This window comes from Paenibacillus antri (assembly GCF_005765165.1).
Classification (GTDB): Bacteria; Bacillota; Bacilli; order Paenibacillales; family YIM-B00363; genus Paenibacillus_AE; species Paenibacillus_AE antri.
On sequence record NZ_VCIW01000004.1, the window covers coordinates 30,309 to 48,345 of the forward strand.

Here is an 18,037-nt window from a genome sequence, read left to right on the forward strand (position 1 = left end):
CAGAATCATGAAGAAGAAACTCATTTCAAGCGCGGCGGTCGCAGCCCTCGCGTGTTCGATCGGCGCCGGAGTCCAAGCGGCCGAAGCCGACAAAGTTGAAGTAAAATTGACGATCGGCAAAGCCGAAGCGGTCGTAGGGGGGCAGTCGCTGCCCGTGAAACCGCCCGTCATCGTCAATAACTCCACGTTGGTGCCGCTTCGCGTCATCTCGGCGGCGTTCGCCTCCGATCCGCAATGGCTTCCGGATACGCAAGGCATCGTCTTGACGTACGGCGGCAAGACGATCGAGCTGACGATCGACAGCGTCGTCTCGACGGTGAACGGCGAGAAGCGGAACGTCCCGAGCGCGCCGAAGCTGATCGACGGCACGACGATGGTGCCGGTGCGGTTCATCTCCGAGACGTTCGGCGCGGAGGTAAGCTTCCAGGACGAAGGCGGCGTGCAGTCGATCATGATCAGCGGCAGCTTGGCGGAAGGGGCGACTCCGTCCGAAGGGGCGCCGGTCATCGACGGCGACGAAGGCAAGACGAAGATCGGGGACAGCCATTGGGGCTGGACGATGAATTACCCGTCCGGCCTCGTTCAAGATTTCCAAGCGCTGAACGGCGAATGGATTTATTTCTCCGACGCGAACGGGGAGTACGGCATCGATATCGAAGTGGATACGACGCAGCCGAAGATGAAGGCGAGCGGCTTGCTTTCCGCGTTGACCGAATCGGTCTATGACGGGACGATCCTGGACAAGCAGCTGGTACAGAGCGGCCCGGTTCCTTATGCGAAGGTCGTATCCCGGTCGTCCGCAGGCTCTTATTTGGAAAACCGTCTCTACTTGAAGGACGGCGTGTTGTATTGGTACGGCTTCGAGGCGTACGACGAGGCGAACTATAAGAACCAGGCGAAGATGCGCGTGTATCAGGATTTAATCGACAGCTTCGAGGTTACGTTCGACGCGTCCGACGACGAAACGAAGGACGTATCCTCCGTGAAGGACGGGTACATTCAGCATACGGATAACGTCTACGGCATTTCGATGGAGCTTCCGGCCAGCTGGACGGCGACGAGCGATACGACCGGCCTGAACTTCTATGCGGCCGAAGGCGATCTAAGCCTGTATTTTACGATGAACTCGTTGGAGAAGGGCGACACGCTCGAAGCATGGGCGCAGCGTCATGAGAAGCGGTTCGCGCAAGAGCTGCTGCCGGCGTATCGGGAAATCGGAAAGCTGCCGGATACGAAAGTCGACGGCGCGCGCGCTCTGGTTCGGTTATGGTCCGAGCGGGCGGACGAGAGCCCCGATTGGACCGATACATACGACGTCTACGTCATCAAAGGCGGGTATAAATACAATTTCTCGTTCTTTTACGGCAAAGACAATCGAGACGAAAATCGCCCGACGATCGAACGTATCATCGAGTCCATTCGCATCGACGAGAGCGTCGCGGAAGACAACTTCGGGTATTTGGACGACGCGTACGGCATCGACATGGACGAAACGATGGAGATCGTCAACGAGGCGTACGGTTACTCGCTCGTCGTGCCGGCGTTCTGGACGGAGGGCTATTACAACTCCGACGAGAGCTATACGTATGAATATCGCGGCGGTTCGCTGACGATCGAAGCCGACGACGCGACGACCTTCAAGGATGCCGTCGTATCCGAAGAAGACTATCTGGAATTCGGCATGGAGTTCGACAGCACGATGAAGATCGTGGAAAATGTCGAGACGACGTTCAAGGGCGTCCCGGCGAAGAAGATCGTCGTGCGCTCGGGCGGCGGAGCCGAGGGCTCGCTTGTCTCGACGACGTACGTGCTCGAGAAAAACAAGGTCGTCTATACGATTCGGGCCGAAGAATTCCAAAGCTCGAGAACGCCCGAGAATATCAAGCGGATGAAAGACGCGATCGATTCGTTGACGTTCGAGTAAATAGAAAACCGGCGAGAAGGAGCTTACGATTCAAGCTCCAACTCGCCGGTTTTTGAATTTTTCAATACGATGCGCGCTTCGATCGGTTCGCCGCGCTCGTCTTTCCATTTTAGCTTGCTCGTACGGCCCTTTTCGATCAGGGAGCGGACCATCGCGTCGGTAAGCGTCCGTCCGAAGCTCTCCTTCCAAATGACGAAGGTACAGCCCGTCTTATAATGGCTGCAGCCGTACCCCTTGCGGCCCATAAAGATCGTTCCGCCGCAGCCGTCCCGCGGGCAAACGCCGATCGCGGAAGGCGCCGCGACCGTTGCGGTCGCCGTCCCCGCGGGCGAAGCCGACGAGCCGGCTTTGGCGGTCTTCGGCGAAGCCGCGCGCGGCTTCTTCGCCCCGGAGCTTGAGCCGGCGGCCGGCTTCCGCTCGCGCGGCGCGGGGCGCTCCGACTCGAAGGCGGAGCGGGATACACCGGCCGACATCCGGACCTTGTCGACGATGAAAGCGGCGAACTGCTTTACTTTCGCCATGAACGCCTCATCGGCCGCGGTACCCCGCGAAATTTCCGTCAACCGCCGCTCCCAATGCCCGGTCATCTCCGGCGAGGCGAGCAGCTCGACGCCGGCGCCGCGGATGAGCTCGATCGCCATCCGGCCTTTCTTCGTAATGACGATCCGCTTGCCTTGCATCTCGATGTATTCGACCTGCTTCAGCCGCTCGATCGTGGCCGCCCGCGTCGCCGGCGTACCGAGCCCTGAATCCTTCATCGCTTCGCGAAGCTCGTCGTCCTCGATCTGCTTTCCGGCGCTTTCCATCGCCTTCAGCAGCGTACCTTCCGTGAACGGCTTCGGAGGCTGGGTTTCCTTTTCCTTCACTTCGGAACTTACGTTCTTCACGCCGGCCGTCGCGTCGATCGAGAATGGGGCGTCCGTCTCCGCCTCGTCTTCCTCTTCGTCGTCTTTCGCCTTGCCGCGCGGCTTCTTCTTGTCGGGCGACAGATCGGCATAGACGACCTTCCAGCCGAGATCGAGCAGCTGCTTCACGGACGTCTTGAACCGTTCCTGCTCGACCTCGGTCAGCACCGTGTGCTGCTTGTACTCGGCCGCCGGGTAGAAGTGAGAGAGGAACCGGCGTACGATTAAGTCGTACACCTTCTGTTCGTCCGGCGTCAACGTGCCAGGCCTCTTGTGGGTCGGCAGGATCGCATGGTGATCCTCGACCTTGCTCGGGTTGCATACGTTCGGGTTGCCCTTGTGCACGAAGCGCTTGGAGGCGCCGGCGACGAGAGCGTCGTACGCGGTGCCGCGGAGCGCATCGAGCGCGCGATGCATCTCGGGAATGTTTTGCTCGTTCACGTAGTTCGAATTCGTCCGCGGATACGAGATGACCTTATGCTTCTCGTAGAGCGCTTGCGCGACATCGAGCGTCTTCTTGGCGGAGAAGCCGTATTTGGCGTTCGTCTCGCGCTGCAGCAGCGTCAGATCGAATAGCCGATACGGATATTCCTTCGTATCCTTGACTTCGTAACTTTCGATGCGGCCGGGCTTTCCCGACGTCTTCGCGGCGATCTTGTCGGCGGCCTCGCGAGAGTGGAGCCGTTCGCCCTGCCAGACGCCCTTATACATAACGTCGCCTTGCTCGAAGATAGCATGCACCTCGTAATATTTCGTCGCGCCGAACGCCTCGATCTGGATCTGGCGGTCGTACACGAGCGCGAGCACAGGCGTCTGCACCCGGCCCACGGACAGCAGCACGTTATGCTTCGTCGTGAACGCGCGGGAGCCGTTCATGCCGATCAGCCAGTCCGCCTCGCTGCGCGCCTTCGCGGCTTTCGTCAAATTTTCGTATTCGGCGGCGTCTTTGAGCGAGGCGAAGCCGGCGCGGATCGTCTCCGGCGTCAAATCGGAAATCCAGAGCCGCTGCACCGGATGCGTAAGCTTTAAGTAGCGCTGAATGAGCGAGAAGATGTGTTGGCCTTCCCGCCCGGCGTCGCAGGCGTTGACGAGCCGGTCGCAGCGCTTCGCCAGATCGGCGATGACGTTCAGCTGATCCTTCGTCTTCGCGTTCGGGATGAGCTTGAAGTTTTCCGGAATGATCGGCAGGTGCGCCAAATTCCACTTCTTATACTTGTCGTCGTAATGGTCGGGCTCGGCGAGGGTGATCAGATGTCCGATCGCCCAAGTGATAATATAACGCTCTCCTTCGAGATAGGATCGCTTGTTCGCCGCCCGCGGTTCGATCGCGGCCGCGATGTTCCGCCCCATGTCGGGCTTCTCGGCGATGACGAGTGTCTTCATACGCGCGTTCAAAATCCTCTCTCTCTATCTTGTCCGAATCTATCGTATCATATTTCGGACCGTTCCGAGGCAAGGAAAATGAAAACGGCGCTTGACAAAACATCTCAAATTCGAATAAAATTCAATTAATACGAATTTGAGATAAGTTCACTTATACATTCTTAGGAGGAAGATGAACATGGCATTGACGAAATGGGCGGTAGACCCGACGCACAGCAGCGTGGACTTCTCGATTAAACACATGATGATTTCGAAGGTGAAGGGGACGTTCACGAGCTTCGACGCTTTGATCGAAGCGGATCCGCAAGATTTGACGACGGCGAACATTTCGTTCACCGTAGACCTGGCCAGCGTGAACACGAACAACGCGGACCGCGACAACCACCTGCGCTCCGCCGACTTCTTCGACGTCGAGAACCAGCCGCAGCTGACGTTCGTCGCGAAGTCGATTCGGAAGACGGGCGACGGCGAGTATAACGTGACGGGCGACCTGACGCTGCACGGCGTGACGCGTCTCGAGACGTTCGCGGTGACGTTCGAAGGCGAAGGCAAGGATCCGTGGGGCAACGAGAAGGTCGGCTTCAGCGCGAACGGCTCCTTAAAGCGGAGCGACTACGGGTTGACTTGGAACGCGGCGCTCGAGACGGGCGGCTTCCTCGTCGGCGACGACGTGAAGGTATCGATCGAGCTTCAAGCGGTGAAACAAGCCTAATTTCATAGCGAACGAACCGAAACTCCGGACGCGACGCGTCCGGAGTTTCGTCGTCGTACAAGGGAGGAACCGTCGCCGATTACATCGCCGGCGCAGGCTCGCGGGCCGGCTCGATCGGCCGAAGCGCCTTCGTCTCGTCATAGAAGACGAAGGCGTCGTACCGATCCGCGATGACGGACGGCACGTAGTTGCCGAACCGTTCCCGTCTCGGGTCGTATACGACGCCGATCGCCCGGTGCGGAATCGTCGCTCGGAACGGCTCCGGATCGTTCCGCAACAGCACGTATTTATCGAAGGCGCCGGCTTCGTGCAGCAGATGCTCCCAGCTGTCCGGCACGCCCGGCGGAACGGTCATGATTTCCAACTGCGCGCCCCAAGAGGAGCCTGCGACGACGGTGCCTCGGTACGTGCCGAAGCCGATGGCGTAGACGGCGTCGGCGCCGTATTTCTCGCGGGTCAGCTGCCCGACGTTAACCATGCCCTCGCGCGCCATATCGGTGGCGCGCGCGTCTCCGATATGCGTGTTGTGTTCCCAGACGACGCCTCGGGAATCCGGGCCGTAGAACGACGCGACCAGATCGAGGGCGTCGACCATATGCCGGTCGCGTACGTTCCACGATTCGGCGTCGCCGCGCACCATCGTGCGATAGTACGCTTCCGCGTCGACGGCCACGAGCGCGTTGACCTCCGCGGAGAGCGAGGCTTCGCCGTCCGCCGCGTCGGGCGCGGCGGCATGGCGTTCGCGGCGCACCTTCGCGAGCAGCCGCACGACGTCGTCCTCGCAGTCTTCGCCGTACAACCCTGCCGAGACGGCGTACGATTGCTCGTCGCGCTGATGCGCCTCGAAGCATTCGAAGGCTCGCTGCGCTTGTTCGAGCGCGGGGGAGCCGATCTTCCCCAGGTAGGCGATCATCTCGTCGAGCGACTCCCAGAGGGAATAGACGTCGATGCCGTAGAAGCCGACCTTGACGTCGCCTTCTGGCAGCTTGTCGTTATACGCGCGCAGCCATTCGACGAGCTCGGCGATCTCTTCGTTGGCCCACATCCACGACGGCCAGCGGTCGAAGGCGCGCATCGCCTCCCGAACGGAAACGGGCGCGTCCGGCGCTCGCTTGACGTATTTGTTTAACGCCATGCAGGACGGCCAATCGCCTTCGACGGCGATGAACCGAAAGCCGTGCGACTCGATCAGCCGCTTCGTGATCTCGGCGCGGCCCGCGTAAAATTCCGACGTCCCGTGAGACGCCTCGCCGAGCAGGGCGAAGCGGGCGTCGGCGGCGGCAAGGGCGAGGGCCGCGTAATCCTCCGAACTACGGAGCGCTGAAGCGCTTCGTTTGATTTGTTCGATCATCGATTGCATAAGCATCGCAGGTTCCACCCTTTTCCGGATATCGAATTCACATGTATTCTTTCCCGCGGTTGTCATCGAAATGTAATACTGGCGCCGACACCGTTTTACAAATTCCTCGAAAGCCCTCTGATATACTTAGGACACGCTTAGAGAAACTAGGCGATCCTTAGGAGGGATTTCGAATGAGCGAAGCGGAAAACCAAGAAGTGTTGGCGGAAAACGAAGACGTGCAAGCGGAAGAGGCGGTTGAAGAAGTAGAGGCTGCCGCTTCGGATGAGGCGGAGGCGGAGGACGCGGCGGAAACGGTCGACGCGGAAATCGAAGAGGCGGAGGCGGAAGCGGCGGCGGCGGAACCCGAAGAGCCGGCCGATGCGTCGGATTCGGAAGAAGATTCGTTGTAACGATCGCTCACGGTCCCTCTCCTTGCGCAAAACCTCAAGATCGCCCATATTAGGGCATAATAAGAAGGCTGTCTTTCGGGACGGCCTTTTTTCTATGGTTTCCGGTTCCGATCGTCGGTTGAACGACCGTAGGCAGAGGTTTATAGTGGAACGAAATAGGAATTACGAGACCTCTGAACGAACGGAAGTGTTGCCGCGGGATGGAATCTTGGAAGCGTACGATGTGGATTTTATGGTTCGGCGTGCTGTTGTGCAGCGCGAGCTATACGATGTCGGTGCCGTTCCTGCCGCTGTTTCTGTTCGAGCTCGGCGTATCGGAGAAGGACGTCAATTGGTGGGCGGGCGTCGTGCACTCGTCCGCGTTCTTCGTCGGCGCGATCATGGCTCCGTTGTGGGGTTCGGTCGCCGACAAGTACGGGCGGAAGAAGATGGTGCTGCGCGCGGGCTTCTCGTTGGCGCTCATCTATGCGCTTATCGGGTTCGTGCATACCCCGTGGGAGCTGGTCGTCGTTCGGCTGCTGCACGGCTTCGTCGGCGGCTTCGTGCCGGCGTCGATGGCGATCGTCTCGAGCGTGGCGCCGAAGGAAAAGATGGGATGGAGCCTCGGCATGATGCAGGCCGGAACGATGAGCGGCGGCATTCTGGGGCCGGTAATCGGCGGGCTGCTCGCCGAATGGTTCGGAATGCGAATGTCGTTCGTTGCGGCAGGCACGCTTATCTTCGCGGCGACGTCCGCGGTGCTGTTCACCGTTCGCGAAGGGCGGCCGGCGGAGCCGTCGAAGCGTTCGTCGGTCCGAGCCGATCTAGCGAACGTGTTTCGCCAGAAGGCGCTGCTGTCGATGCTGCTGCTGTTGGTCGCGTTCCAGATGACGTATAACATGATTCAACCGCTGCTCACGCTTCATATCGCGGACTTGCAGGGCAGCGTCGAGGACGCCGCGCTCACGTCGGGTTTCGTCTTCGCGTTGATCGGCATCGCCGGTATCGTCGCCTCGCCGTTCTGGGGTAGAACCGGGGAGAGATTGGGATATCCGAAGGTGCTGACCGTTTGTTTCGCGGGTTCGGCGGTCGCGATCGCTTCGCAATTTTTCATTACGGAATTATGGCTTTTTACTCTTATACAATTCTGCTTCGGTCTGTTTATGGCCGGCATCGTGCCGTCCGTGAATACGTTAATGGTACGCAGTACACCGGACGACTTCCGAGGGCGGTCGTTCGGTTTGACGGCGAGCGCCAACCAGTCGGGCTCGATGATCGGCCCGCTGCTCGGCGGCGGACTCGGCGCGTTCCTCTCGTTCCAATGGATTTTCGTGACGGCCGGGCTGCTGTACGCGGCGCTCGGAGCGATCGTCTGGTTTTCGTCCGGGAAGGGAGGACGGGAAGACGCGGTGCCGATGAAAATCGAACGGCGTTCGATGTAAGCGGGGTACGGGGAGTTTATCGATTTCTACAAGGTTTCGATTTCCTCTCTCCGTTTTTCTGCGCTGGCCATGATAATTATTTTCGTAAAAAGGTTCAATATCGTGGAAAAAAAGTTCGTGGAAAAGCAGGAATATTCTTATTTGCACGGTATTCTATATAATGACTACATCCTGTAGATAAGGAAAGGTGGAGGAGTCATGCCGGATATGCTGGTAAAGCTGTACGAGCTGCCGGAAGTCCCGTCCGAGGCGGCGTACGCTTCGCAGAGCGGCGTTACCGTTCGCCGGGCGATCGCGCCGGAGAAGCATGTCGTAACGAAGTGGATCGGAGAGCACTTCGGCCCGGGCTGGGTCAGCGAAGCGGAAGCCGCTTTCGCGAGAAGCCCGGTATCGTGCTTCATCGCGGCGCAGGACGGGAAGCTGATCGGGTTTTCCTGTTACGACGCGACGATGAGGGGGTTCTTCGGCCCGACGGGCGTCGACCCGGAAGAACGCGGGCGCGGGGTGGGGAAGATGCTCTTCCTCTACGCGATGCAAGCGATGCGGTCCGAAGGGTATGGGTATGCGATCATCGGCGGGGCCGGACCTACCGAGTTTTACGCGAAGACGGCGGGCGCGGTAGCCATCCCCGACTCGTCGCCAGGGATTTACAAGGGCATGTTGAAATTATAAACGCGAGGGAGTGACTGGAATGGCAAAGCTGAAAATCGGCGTCATCGGCGCCGGGTCCATCTCGGACGTGCATTTCCAATCTTACGAAAACCATCCGGACGTCGAAATTTACGCGATTTGCGACTTGAACGAGGAGCGCGCGAAAGCGAAAGCGGCCCGTTACGGAGCGACGAAGACGTTCACGGATTACCGCGAGCTGCTCGCGCTGCCGGAGATCCACGGCGTCAGCGTCTGCACTTGGAATAATACGCACGCTCCGATCGCGATCGCGGCGCTCGACGCGGGGAAGCATGTACTGGTAGAGAAGCCGCTCTGTAAGACCGTGGAAGAAGCATTGGAAGTCGAGAAGGCGGTCGCGCGCAGCGGCAAGCTGCTGCAAGTCGGCTTCGTGCGCCGGTATGCGTCGAACACGCAGACGTTGAAGAAATTCGTGGACGACGGCGAATTCGGAGAGATTTACTATGCGAAGGCGTCGTGCCTGCGCCGTCTCGGCAATCCGGGCGGATGGTTTTCCGACGTCGAACGTTCGGGCGGCGGGCCGCTGATCGATCTCGGCGTGCACGTCATCGACATCTGCTGGTATTTGATGGGACGTCCGAAGGTTGTGTCCGTCAGCGGCAACGCTTACAACAAGCTGGGCAATCGGAACAACGTACAAGGATTGTCGTTCTACAAGGCGGCGGATTACGACGCTTCCAAAAACACGGTCGAGGATTTGGCGAACGCGCTCATCCGATTCGAGAACGGCGCCTCGTTGATGGTCGACGTCAGCTTTACGCTGCACGCGAAGAAAGACGAGTTGTATGTGAAGCTGTTCGGAGAAAAGGGCGGCGCCGAGCTCGAGCCGGAGCTGCAGCTCGTGCTGGAACGGCACAATACGATCCTGAACGCAACGCCGCAGGTAGACAATCTCTCGTTCGACTTCAAGGACGCGTTCCAACAGGAAATCAACAGATTCATCTCCGCTTCGCTCGGGGAGAAAGCTACGCTCAGCCCCGTGCAAGACGGCGTCGAGATGATGAAGATCTTGTGCGCGATCTACGAGTCGGCCGCCAGCGGCAAGGAAATTCGATTCGATACCTAAGGAAAGGAGGAGGACTCGCATGGCATTGACGAATAAAATCGGCGTTATCGTCGACAGCTTCGGCGTCGGCGTGCGCGAAGGCTTGCGGAAGGCGAAGGACGTCGGCGCGGAAGGCGTACAAATCTACGCCGTGAAGGGCGAGATGGACCCCGACGTATTGGTCGGACCGGCGCGTCAAGAGCTAAAGAAATACATCGCGGATCTCGGTCTCGAAATTTCCGCTTTGTGCGGCGACTTGGGCGGCCACGGCTTCCAAGACGCGGCGGCGAATCCGGAGAAGGTGGAGAAGTCGAAGCGAATCATGGATTTGGCCGTCGAGCTCGGAACGAATATCGTGACGACGCATATCGGCATCGTGCCGGAGGACAAGAACGGGCCGGTCTACGACGCGATGCAGACGGCTTGCGAGGAGCTGAGCCGGTACGCGAACAGTCTGGGCGCGTACTTCGCGATCGAGACGGGGCCGGAGACGGCGGCGCATCTGAAGTCGTTCTTAGACACGCTGAGCGGCAAGGGCGTCTCGGTTAACTTCGACCCTGCGAACATGGTCATGGTAACGGGCGACGATCCGGTACAAGGCGTGAAGTTGTTGAAGGATTATATCGTCCATACGCATGTGAAAGACGGCGTGCGCCATCGCGTCGTCGACCCGCGAGTCGTCTACGGCAGCTTGGAAACCGAAGGTATGGAGCATGACAAGATCGCGGCGCTGCTCGCCGAAGGGAAAATCTTCGAGGAGCTGCCGCTCGGCGAAGGCAAAGTCGACTTCGACGCGTATTTCCGCGCGCTGCAGGAGATCGGATATCAAGGGTACCTTACGATCGAACGCGAAGTCGGCGCCGATCCTGAAGCCGACATTCGCAAGGCGGTTCAATTCATTCGGGCGTATCGCTAACGAACGGGGGACAGAACGGATATGAAACTGGGACTTAGCAGTTACAGCTTGCACCGCGACATCAGCAGCGGGAAGCTTTCGATTCTCGACGCGCCTCGGTGGATTAAGGAGCAAGGCGGAGAACACATCGAAATCGTTCCGATCAGCTTCTCGCTCGTCGACGATCCGGGCCTCATCGACGATATCCGTCGCGCGGCGAGCGATGCCGGCATTGACATTTCGAATTACGCGGTCGGCGCCAACTTCGCGGTCGACGACGAGGCGGACTACCGTCGCGTAATCGAGGAGACGAAAGCGCATGTCGACGTCGCGAATCGCTTGGGCGTAAAGCTGATGCGGCACGACGTCGCGTCCCGGCCGCCGGCCGAGGCGACGATCCAGCGATTCGAGGCGGATTTGCCGAAGCTCGTCGCGGCGTGCCGCGAAGTAGCCGATTACGCGGCGCAGTTCGGCATTACGACGAGCGTCGAGAACCACGGCTTCTACATTCAAGCGTCCGACCGCGTGCAGCGGCTCGTCTCGGCCGTCGATCGGCCGAACTTCAAGACGACGCTCGACGTCGGCAACTTCATGTGCGTGGACGAGAATCCGCTCGTCGCCGTCAAGAAAAACTTGCCGATCGCTTCGATGGTGCATCTGAAAGACTTCTACTTACGTCCGGCGAATTCGGGCTTCGGGGAAGGGTGGTTCCGCTCGGCGGGCGGCGACTACTTGCGCGGCGCGATCGCCGGTCACGGCGATCTCCCGCTCGAGGCGATCTTGAAGGAAGTCAAAGCGTCGGGGTATGCCGGTTACATCTCCCTGGAGTTCGAGGGAATGGAAGACTGTCAGCTCGGCTCGAGGCTGGGGCTGCAGCAAGTGCGGTCGATTTGGGAACGAATCTAGAGTTCTACTACTCCTCGTCGTGCTAGACACGGCGGGGAGTATTTTTTTTCGCTCCGGGCGTAATGGTTTTCGTTTTTTTCAATCGGTTTCGCATTTTCTACATTGGAATAATAGCGCCATGAGAGCGATTTCATAGTATTCTTGGAGGGTGGACGAACGAAGAAGGGTGCGGGAGGATGGACCATCGTATCGGCCGCGACTCGCCGGTCGGAACGAAATGAACCTGGAAACAACGTTAAGAAATATTGTTAGTAATTCGACGTACCTCGTGACAATCCATGTTATCATGGTGTAATGTCATTAATTTTCCGATTTTCTTTCGTTTTAGGTTTTTCTACACCGTAAATTCCGCTATAAATCAACGTTTTTACGTTTTGGAAGCGATTTCCGACTTTCTTGTTGAACTTGGCGAGAAAGCTGAGTTTACGAAATTCGCGTTCCGGATTACGATGATCTTGGCTGCAGGGGAAAGCGATGAACGTGAGTATTCGTGACATGAACGAGTCCCAGCAGACTACTTAACAGTCGAACAGTAGAAAAGGGAGGAAGACAGAAATGAATCGCAAGCATCTGAATGGCGCACTCGTATTAACATTGTTGACTTCGATCCTGGCTGCCTGCAGCGGCGGCGCGTCCGAACCGGAGCCGGCAGCGGAAACGCCTGCAGCGGAACAACCCGCGGCGGAGACGCCGGCGGCCGAAGAAGACACATCCTCGCAATATGGGGATACGGGAGGCATCAAGCTTCCGATCGTCGACGAGCCGACGACGCTCACTTGGATGTTGGTCAGCGAAAATCCGGCCAACGATAAGCTGATCGCGAAAGAAATCGAGAAGCGCACGGGCATTACGCTCGATCTTCAAACATACTCCAGCACGACGTACCAAGACCGCTTGCGTGTCGTCGTCGCTTCCGGCCAGCTGCCGGACATCTTCCACGGCCTTCCGTTCGCGGAGCTGAAGAAGATCGGCCAACAAGGCGCGGTCGTCCCGATTAACGACTACGCGGACATGCTGCCGAACTTTAAGAAGCTTTATATCGATGAAAATCCGTGGGTCGTGAAATCGTACGGCGACGAAGCGGGCAAGCTGTATTCCTGGCCGATCTACAACATGAACCGCGACGTAAACCACGGCTGGATGTACCGCAAGGACATCTTCGATAAGCTCGGAATTCCGGAGTGGACGAACACGGATGAGTTCTATGAAGCAATGAAGAAAGTCAAAGAAGCGTACCCGGACTCGTTCCCGATCGCTTCCAAGACGAAGGACGGCATCTTCCGCGATTGGGGCTACGGCTGGGGCGTCAGCGGCGCGAGCTACCCGATGTACTACGACGAAGCCGCCAAGACGTGGAAGTTCGCGCCGTCGCAAGCAGAGTTCAAGGAAATGCTCGACTTCATGAAGAAGCTGTACAACGAAGGCCTGCTCGATCCGGAATTCTTGACGGATACGCCGGACTCCTGGACCGCGAAGCTGACGACGGACAAGGCGTTCGTCACGTGGGACTGGATCGGCCGTCTCGACTTGTTCTACAACCAAGTGAAAGACCAATATCCGACGTACGATATGCGCTACGCGAACCCGGTCGGTCCGACGGGCAACGTGCGCACGCTTCCGAAGATCGACGTCAACTTCGGCATCACGGTCGCGAACAACGACAAGAAAGAAATCGCTTTGAAGCTGCTCGACTACCTTACCAGCCCGTCCGGCGCGGCGCTCGTCACGCTCGGCGTGGAAGGCGAGACGTTCAACTTCGACGCTGACGGCAAGCCGGTCTATCCGGAGCTCGCCGACGTGCCGCTCGTCGACATCAAGGTGTTGGAAGACAAGTACGGTCTGTGGCTCGAAGGCATGTATCTGAATCCCGACCGCCGCAGCGTGTACTACAACTACACGGAGAAAGAGCAAGAAGCGCAAGATAAGATCGTATCGCAAAACAAATTCGAAGCTTTGGATCCGGTCCTGAACTTCACCGACGACGAGAACGCGACGATCGCGGAGCTTCAAGTCACGTTGATGAAAGAAGCCGCCGAGTTCAGCGCGAAGTACATCCTTGACAAAGCATACGGCGACGCGCAATGGAGCGAATGGCAGCAGAACGCGGAGAAGGCGGGCGCAGGCCAGCTGACGGACGTATTCAACGCGGCGCAAGCGCGTTTCGAATCGCAATAATCGAATCGTAAAGAACGGTCGGCGGCACTCGGACGCAAACGCGGTTCGAGTGCCGTTGATTCTAAAACAGGAGGGAGAGCATTATGGAGCACCCCGGGACGAAGCCTTATCCGCGTCGACCGCAATCCTCTATCGGCGCAAGGCTGGCAGCAACGTGGAAACATATGAAGCGGGATCGGCAGCTTCTGCTCCTCTTTATTCCGTGCATTTTGTTTTATCTCATTTTCCGGTACGGTCCGTTATACGGCTTGATCATTTCGTTTAAAGATTACAGCGTATTCCAAGGCATTATCGACAGTCCGTGGGTCGGGTTTAAACACTTCGAGAAGTTCTTCTCGAGTCCGGACTTCTTGCAGCTGTTCGGCAACACGCTCGCGCTCGGGTTTTACTCGCTCATTTTCGGTTTCCCGTTTCCGATCATTCTCGCCATCATGCTGAACGAAGTACGGGTCGCGGCGTTCAAGAAGTCGATCCAGACGCTCAGCTATTTGCCGGCGTTCTTATCCGTCGTGATCATCAGCAGTATGATCATCGACTTCTTGTCCCCGTCGAACGGAATTATTAACCGCGTCATCGCGTGGTTCGGGTTCGAGAAGATTTACTTCCTGATCGAAGCGTCCTGGTTCCGTCCGGTCTACGTCATCTCCGACATCTGGGCGAGCGTCGGTTACGAGGCGATCGTGTTTCTTGCCGCCGTCGCGGGGATCAGTCCGACGTTATACGAAGCGGCGAGAGTCGACGGCGCCAGCCGTTGGCAGGTCATGCGCCATATTACGCTGCCCGGCTTAATGCCGACGATCGTCATCATGTTCATCTTGAAGACGGGGTCGATGATTCGCGTCGGGTACGAGAAGGTATTGCTGTTGTACAATCCTACCACATACGATGTAGCGGACGTGTTTTCGACCTTCGTCTATCGTAAAGGATTGCTAGAGGCGAATTATAGCTACGCCGCGGCCGTCGGCATGTTCGAAGCCGTCGTCGCGATGGTCATGCTGCTCGGCGCGAACTTCATCAGCCGTCGGATGGGAGGGAGCGGGTTATGGTAGGTCAACGGAAATTTACGCTGTTCGACGCGATCAACGCGCTCTTGCTTACGGCGTTGGCGATTTCAACCGTATATCCGGTCCTATATATTCTGGCCGTTTCGCTCAGCGACACCGCGCTGGTGACGCAAGGCAAGGTTTGGCTTTGGCCTCGGGGGTTGAATTTCAACGCGTACGCCGAGGTGTTGTCCGACAATCGCATCCCGCGCGCGTATTTGAACACCATTTTCTACACCGCGCTCGGTACGTTCATCAACTTGCTGTTCACCGCCGTCGCGGCGTATCCGCTTTCGCAGCGTGGTTTTATCGGCCGAAAATACTTCATGTTCATGATCGTTCTGACGATGTTCCTCAATCCGGGCATCATTCCGAACTACATGATCGTGAAAGAGCTCGGTCTGCTCGATTCCGTCTGGGCGCTCGTCATTCCGAATGCGATCTGGACGTTCGAACTGATCATCTTGAAGAGCTTCTACGAAAACATGTCGACGCAAATTCGCGAAGCCGCGTTGATCGACGGCGCGTCGGAGTTCCGGATTTTGTTCAACATGGTCATTCCGTTATCGAAGCCGGCGCTCGCGTCGATCGGGTTGTTCTACTTCATGGGACATTGGAACAGCTTCTTCCTGCCGATGATTTACTTGACCGATCAGACGATGCATCCGCTGCAGGTCGTGTTGAGAGGCATGCTCATCTTCAGCGAAGGAAACAACGCGGGACTGGTCGATGCGGCCGCGCTCGCGCCGCAGGCGCTTAAGAACGCGACGATCGTCTTGTCGATGATTCCGGTTCTAATGATTTATCCGTTCGCCCAGAAATATTTTGCTAAAGGCGTAATGTTAGGCTCGGAGAAGGGATGAGCGGAGACGATGTAGAATTATTTTAGGATACACATCACGGCGTCGGGAGAAGATCATCTATGAAACGAATCGTTACCAATGCGGGTTTGCTGCAAATCTTCTTTGCGTTACTGCTCGTCATTACCGTAATGTTCGTATCCAACTACATCGTCTACAAAAACTCGATCTCCGGCATCTACGACAAGGTCACGCAAAACAACGCGCTCATCATGCGTTCGATCATCCAATCGTTCGACAACAGCTTCCGCACCGTGAACAACGTCATTCATTCCGTCCACGGACTGCGGTACGACGACTCGATTCAATCGGACGGACGCATGAAAATGAGCGAAATCTACATGATGCAGGAACAGCTCGCATCGCTTCTCTCCAACGTCGATTACCTCGAGGATATCATCGTATTTTACGATCACTCGAATCTCGCCGTCACGTCGAGAGGGACCAGCGATTTGCATACTCTGTTCACGAGCAAATACCGGCACGAAGTGTACGACGCGGAGTATTGGCGATCGTTAACGTCCACCAAGCACGAACTCAAGACGTTCCCGGCCGCCGATTATCGAGTGTACTCGGACGGGACCCAGTTTAAGAACAAGCGGCTCATCGCCATCGTAGACGGCAACAAGTTCCGGCTCTCGTCGAAGAACATCATCATGTTGGTGAACGTGGAAGCGCTCATGAAGCACGTCGATCAGAAGGCGATGCTTCCCGGCGCCTCTTTGATCGTAATGGACCAAGCTCGAAATATTCTCCTTAGCACCGAGGAAAGCTTCGGTTTAATGGAAATTTTGAACGACGTATACTTCAAAGCCGGCAACGAAACGAGCGTAACGAGGGAAAATTTCGAATATAACTTCTATAAGTCCGATTACAATGCATTCATTTATATCGATAAAGTGCCGTATCAGTTCCAAAACATCGACTCGGTCAATCAAGCGAACCGAATCATTATGTTCACTGGAATTTTATGCGCTTTATTGCTGTCCGGCTTGCTGAGTATTTACTTATATAAGCCGGTGAAGCGGATTTTGCAATTGTTCGGCGAAGGGCATGTGAAAGGGAACGACTTCCGGAAAATTCACAGCGGCATCTTACGGATTCAGTCGGAAAACGACTCCTACCGGAAGCAGCTCGAGCTGGTGGACGCCGAAATGCGGAAGGTCGTCTTCTTCCAGTCGCTGGACGCTTTCCCGCATACCGAAGAACAGGACGCGCTATTGCGGCGTCATTATCCCGATTTCTTCCGGAAGAAGTATTTCATCATGCTTTACCTCGAAGCCGTTCCCGAACAGAAGGACCGGCTGCCGTTCGATTCGATCGAGGCGTTCGAAGCGCGGCTGCGCGAGTCGCTGAGCAGCGAACGGATGCATGCGGAAGTGTTCCACCATGGGAATTTGCGATTCCTCGCGATGATCGGGCTCGACCAATCGTCCGGAAGAGAGACGCTGCTACGCCGACTCGGCCATCTGGTCCTGCGATTCGAGAAGGAGCTGTCGAACTGCGCGCTCCGCGGCAGCGTAAGCCGAACGTACGAATCGCAAGTGTCGAACTGCGCGAAGGCGTACGACGATGTTCTCCATGCGTCGCCGTACCGCAAGATGAAGGATGCCATCCTGCTGGACGTCGAGACGATCCGTTACGAGTGGAACGTTTACTTTCCGTTCGAGCGCGTGGAGAAGCTGTCGAATCTGCTGCTGAACGGACGCCGGGACGAAGCGGTGGAGATCGTTCGGGAGACGCTTCGGGAAAACTTGGAGCGCAACGTGCACCGGAATCAGCTGCGGCACGTCGCGAACGCGATTTTCTTCTCGATGCTGCAAGTCGCCGAAGGGAATGGGAACGACCGCCAAGCGCTGTATCGGCTCGAGCTCGATTTCCAACGGATGGTCGAAGGGGCTTCCGGCATTGCGGACATCGAAGAGGCGCTCGTGCGTCTCGCCGCCACGGTAGCGAGCCAGAGCCAGGGCGAGCAGCGAAGCAAGCTGAATCCGTCGTTCATATCGCAGTACATCGATCTTCATTATATGGAGAATTTGTATTTAGATCATATGGCCGAAGTGCTCGAGACGACGCCGAAGTATTTTTCCAACTACTTCAAGAAGACGTTCGGCGTCAACTATGTCGAGTATTTGAACAAGGTCCGCTTGTCGCATGCGAAAGAATTGTTGAAGGACTCGAGCTTGACGGTCGCCGAGATCGGGGAGAAGACCGGTTACTTGAACTCTTCGACGTTCACGACCACGTTCAAGAAGTATTACGGCATCTCGCCGAGCGAATACCGCAAGCGTCAAGTCAGTTAATGTCATGAATGATTAATGGGTTG

Annotated in this window: 14 protein-coding genes; 12 read left to right on the top strand and 2 right to left on the bottom strand. The window is 57.3% G+C overall.

Features of this window, described 5'->3' with window-relative positions; genetic code table 11:
- The first annotated feature begins 7 nt into the window (after positions 1-7).
- Complete coding sequence (locus tag FE782_RS07960) at positions 8-1,924, top strand: copper amine oxidase N-terminal domain-containing protein (RefSeq protein WP_138193552.1); 1,917 nt, start codon at positions 8-10, stop codon at positions 1,922-1,924.
- Positions 1,925-1,947: 23 nt separating this feature from the next.
- Here the strand turns inward: FE782_RS07960 and FE782_RS07965 are convergent, their stop codons facing one another.
- Positions 1,948-4,212: a type IA DNA topoisomerase gene (locus FE782_RS07965; protein WP_138193553.1), complete on the bottom strand. Its 2,265-nt coding sequence runs from the start codon at positions 4,210-4,212 to the stop codon at positions 1,948-1,950.
- Positions 4,213-4,390: 178 nt separating this feature from the next.
- Here FE782_RS07965 and FE782_RS07970 point away from each other — a divergent pair, with 178 nt between their 5' ends.
- Positions 4,391-4,924, top strand: a complete 534-nt coding sequence (locus FE782_RS07970; RefSeq protein WP_138193554.1) for a YceI family protein — start codon at positions 4,391-4,393, stop codon at positions 4,922-4,924.
- A 79-nt stretch (positions 4,925-5,003) separates the two neighbouring features.
- Here FE782_RS07970 and FE782_RS07975 read toward each other — a convergent pair whose 3' ends face one another.
- Positions 5,004-6,290: an erythromycin esterase family protein gene (locus FE782_RS07975; RefSeq protein WP_138193555.1), complete on the bottom strand. Its 1,287-nt coding sequence runs from the start codon at positions 6,288-6,290 to the stop codon at positions 5,004-5,006.
- Positions 6,291-6,457: 167 nt separating this feature from the next.
- Here FE782_RS07975 and FE782_RS07980 point away from each other — a divergent pair, with 167 nt between their 5' ends.
- The 10 genes from FE782_RS07980 to FE782_RS08025 all read left to right on the top strand — a co-directional run bounded on the left by FE782_RS07980 (position 6,458) and on the right by FE782_RS08025 (position 18,014).
- Positions 6,458-6,676, top strand: coding sequence for a hypothetical protein (locus tag FE782_RS07980; RefSeq protein WP_138193556.1), 219 nt, complete (start codon positions 6,458-6,460; stop codon positions 6,674-6,676).
- A gap of 200 nt (positions 6,677-6,876) precedes the next feature.
- Positions 6,877-8,097: an MFS transporter gene (locus tag FE782_RS07985; protein ID WP_138193557.1), complete on the top strand. Its 1,221-nt coding sequence runs from the start codon at positions 6,877-6,879 to the stop codon at positions 8,095-8,097.
- A gap of 198 nt (positions 8,098-8,295) precedes the next feature.
- Entirely contained in the window at positions 8,296-8,769 is a 474-nt protein-coding gene (locus FE782_RS07990) for a GNAT family N-acetyltransferase (protein WP_138193558.1), read from the top strand.
- 19 nt (positions 8,770-8,788) lie between these two features.
- Positions 8,789-9,853: a Gfo/Idh/MocA family protein gene (locus FE782_RS07995; RefSeq protein ID WP_138193559.1), complete on the top strand. Its 1,065-nt coding sequence runs from the start codon at positions 8,789-8,791 to the stop codon at positions 9,851-9,853.
- Positions 9,854-9,872: 19 nt separating this feature from the next.
- On the top strand, positions 9,873-10,748 hold the full coding sequence (locus tag FE782_RS08000) for a sugar phosphate isomerase/epimerase family protein (RefSeq protein ID WP_138193560.1): 876 nt from the start codon (positions 9,873-9,875) through the stop codon (positions 10,746-10,748).
- Positions 10,749-10,769: 21 nt separating this feature from the next.
- The gene (locus tag FE782_RS08005) at positions 10,770-11,633 is read left to right on the top strand and encodes a sugar phosphate isomerase/epimerase family protein (protein ID WP_138193561.1); all 864 of its coding nucleotides are present in this window, start codon (positions 10,770-10,772) and stop codon (positions 11,631-11,633) included.
- Between the two features lie 555 nt (positions 11,634-12,188).
- Positions 12,189-13,808, top strand: coding sequence for an extracellular solute-binding protein (locus FE782_RS08010; RefSeq protein WP_138193562.1), 1,620 nt, complete (start codon positions 12,189-12,191; stop codon positions 13,806-13,808).
- 83 nt (positions 13,809-13,891) lie between these two features.
- Positions 13,892-14,857, top strand: a complete 966-nt coding sequence (locus FE782_RS08015; RefSeq protein ID WP_138193563.1) for an ABC transporter permease — start codon at positions 13,892-13,894, stop codon at positions 14,855-14,857.
- Positions 14,851-15,714 carry a carbohydrate ABC transporter permease gene (locus FE782_RS08020; RefSeq protein ID WP_138193564.1) on the top strand — a complete coding sequence of 288 codons (864 nt, stop codon included), beginning with the start codon at positions 14,851-14,853 and terminating at the stop codon, positions 15,712-15,714. Before FE782_RS08015 ends, FE782_RS08020 begins: the two co-directional genes overlap by 7 nt.
- A gap of 59 nt (positions 15,715-15,773) precedes the next feature.
- Positions 15,774-18,014 (top strand): helix-turn-helix transcriptional regulator, encoded by a 2,241-nt coding sequence (locus FE782_RS08025; protein WP_138193565.1) that lies wholly within the window; start codon positions 15,774-15,776, stop codon positions 18,012-18,014.
- Positions 18,015-18,037 lie beyond the last annotated feature (23 nt).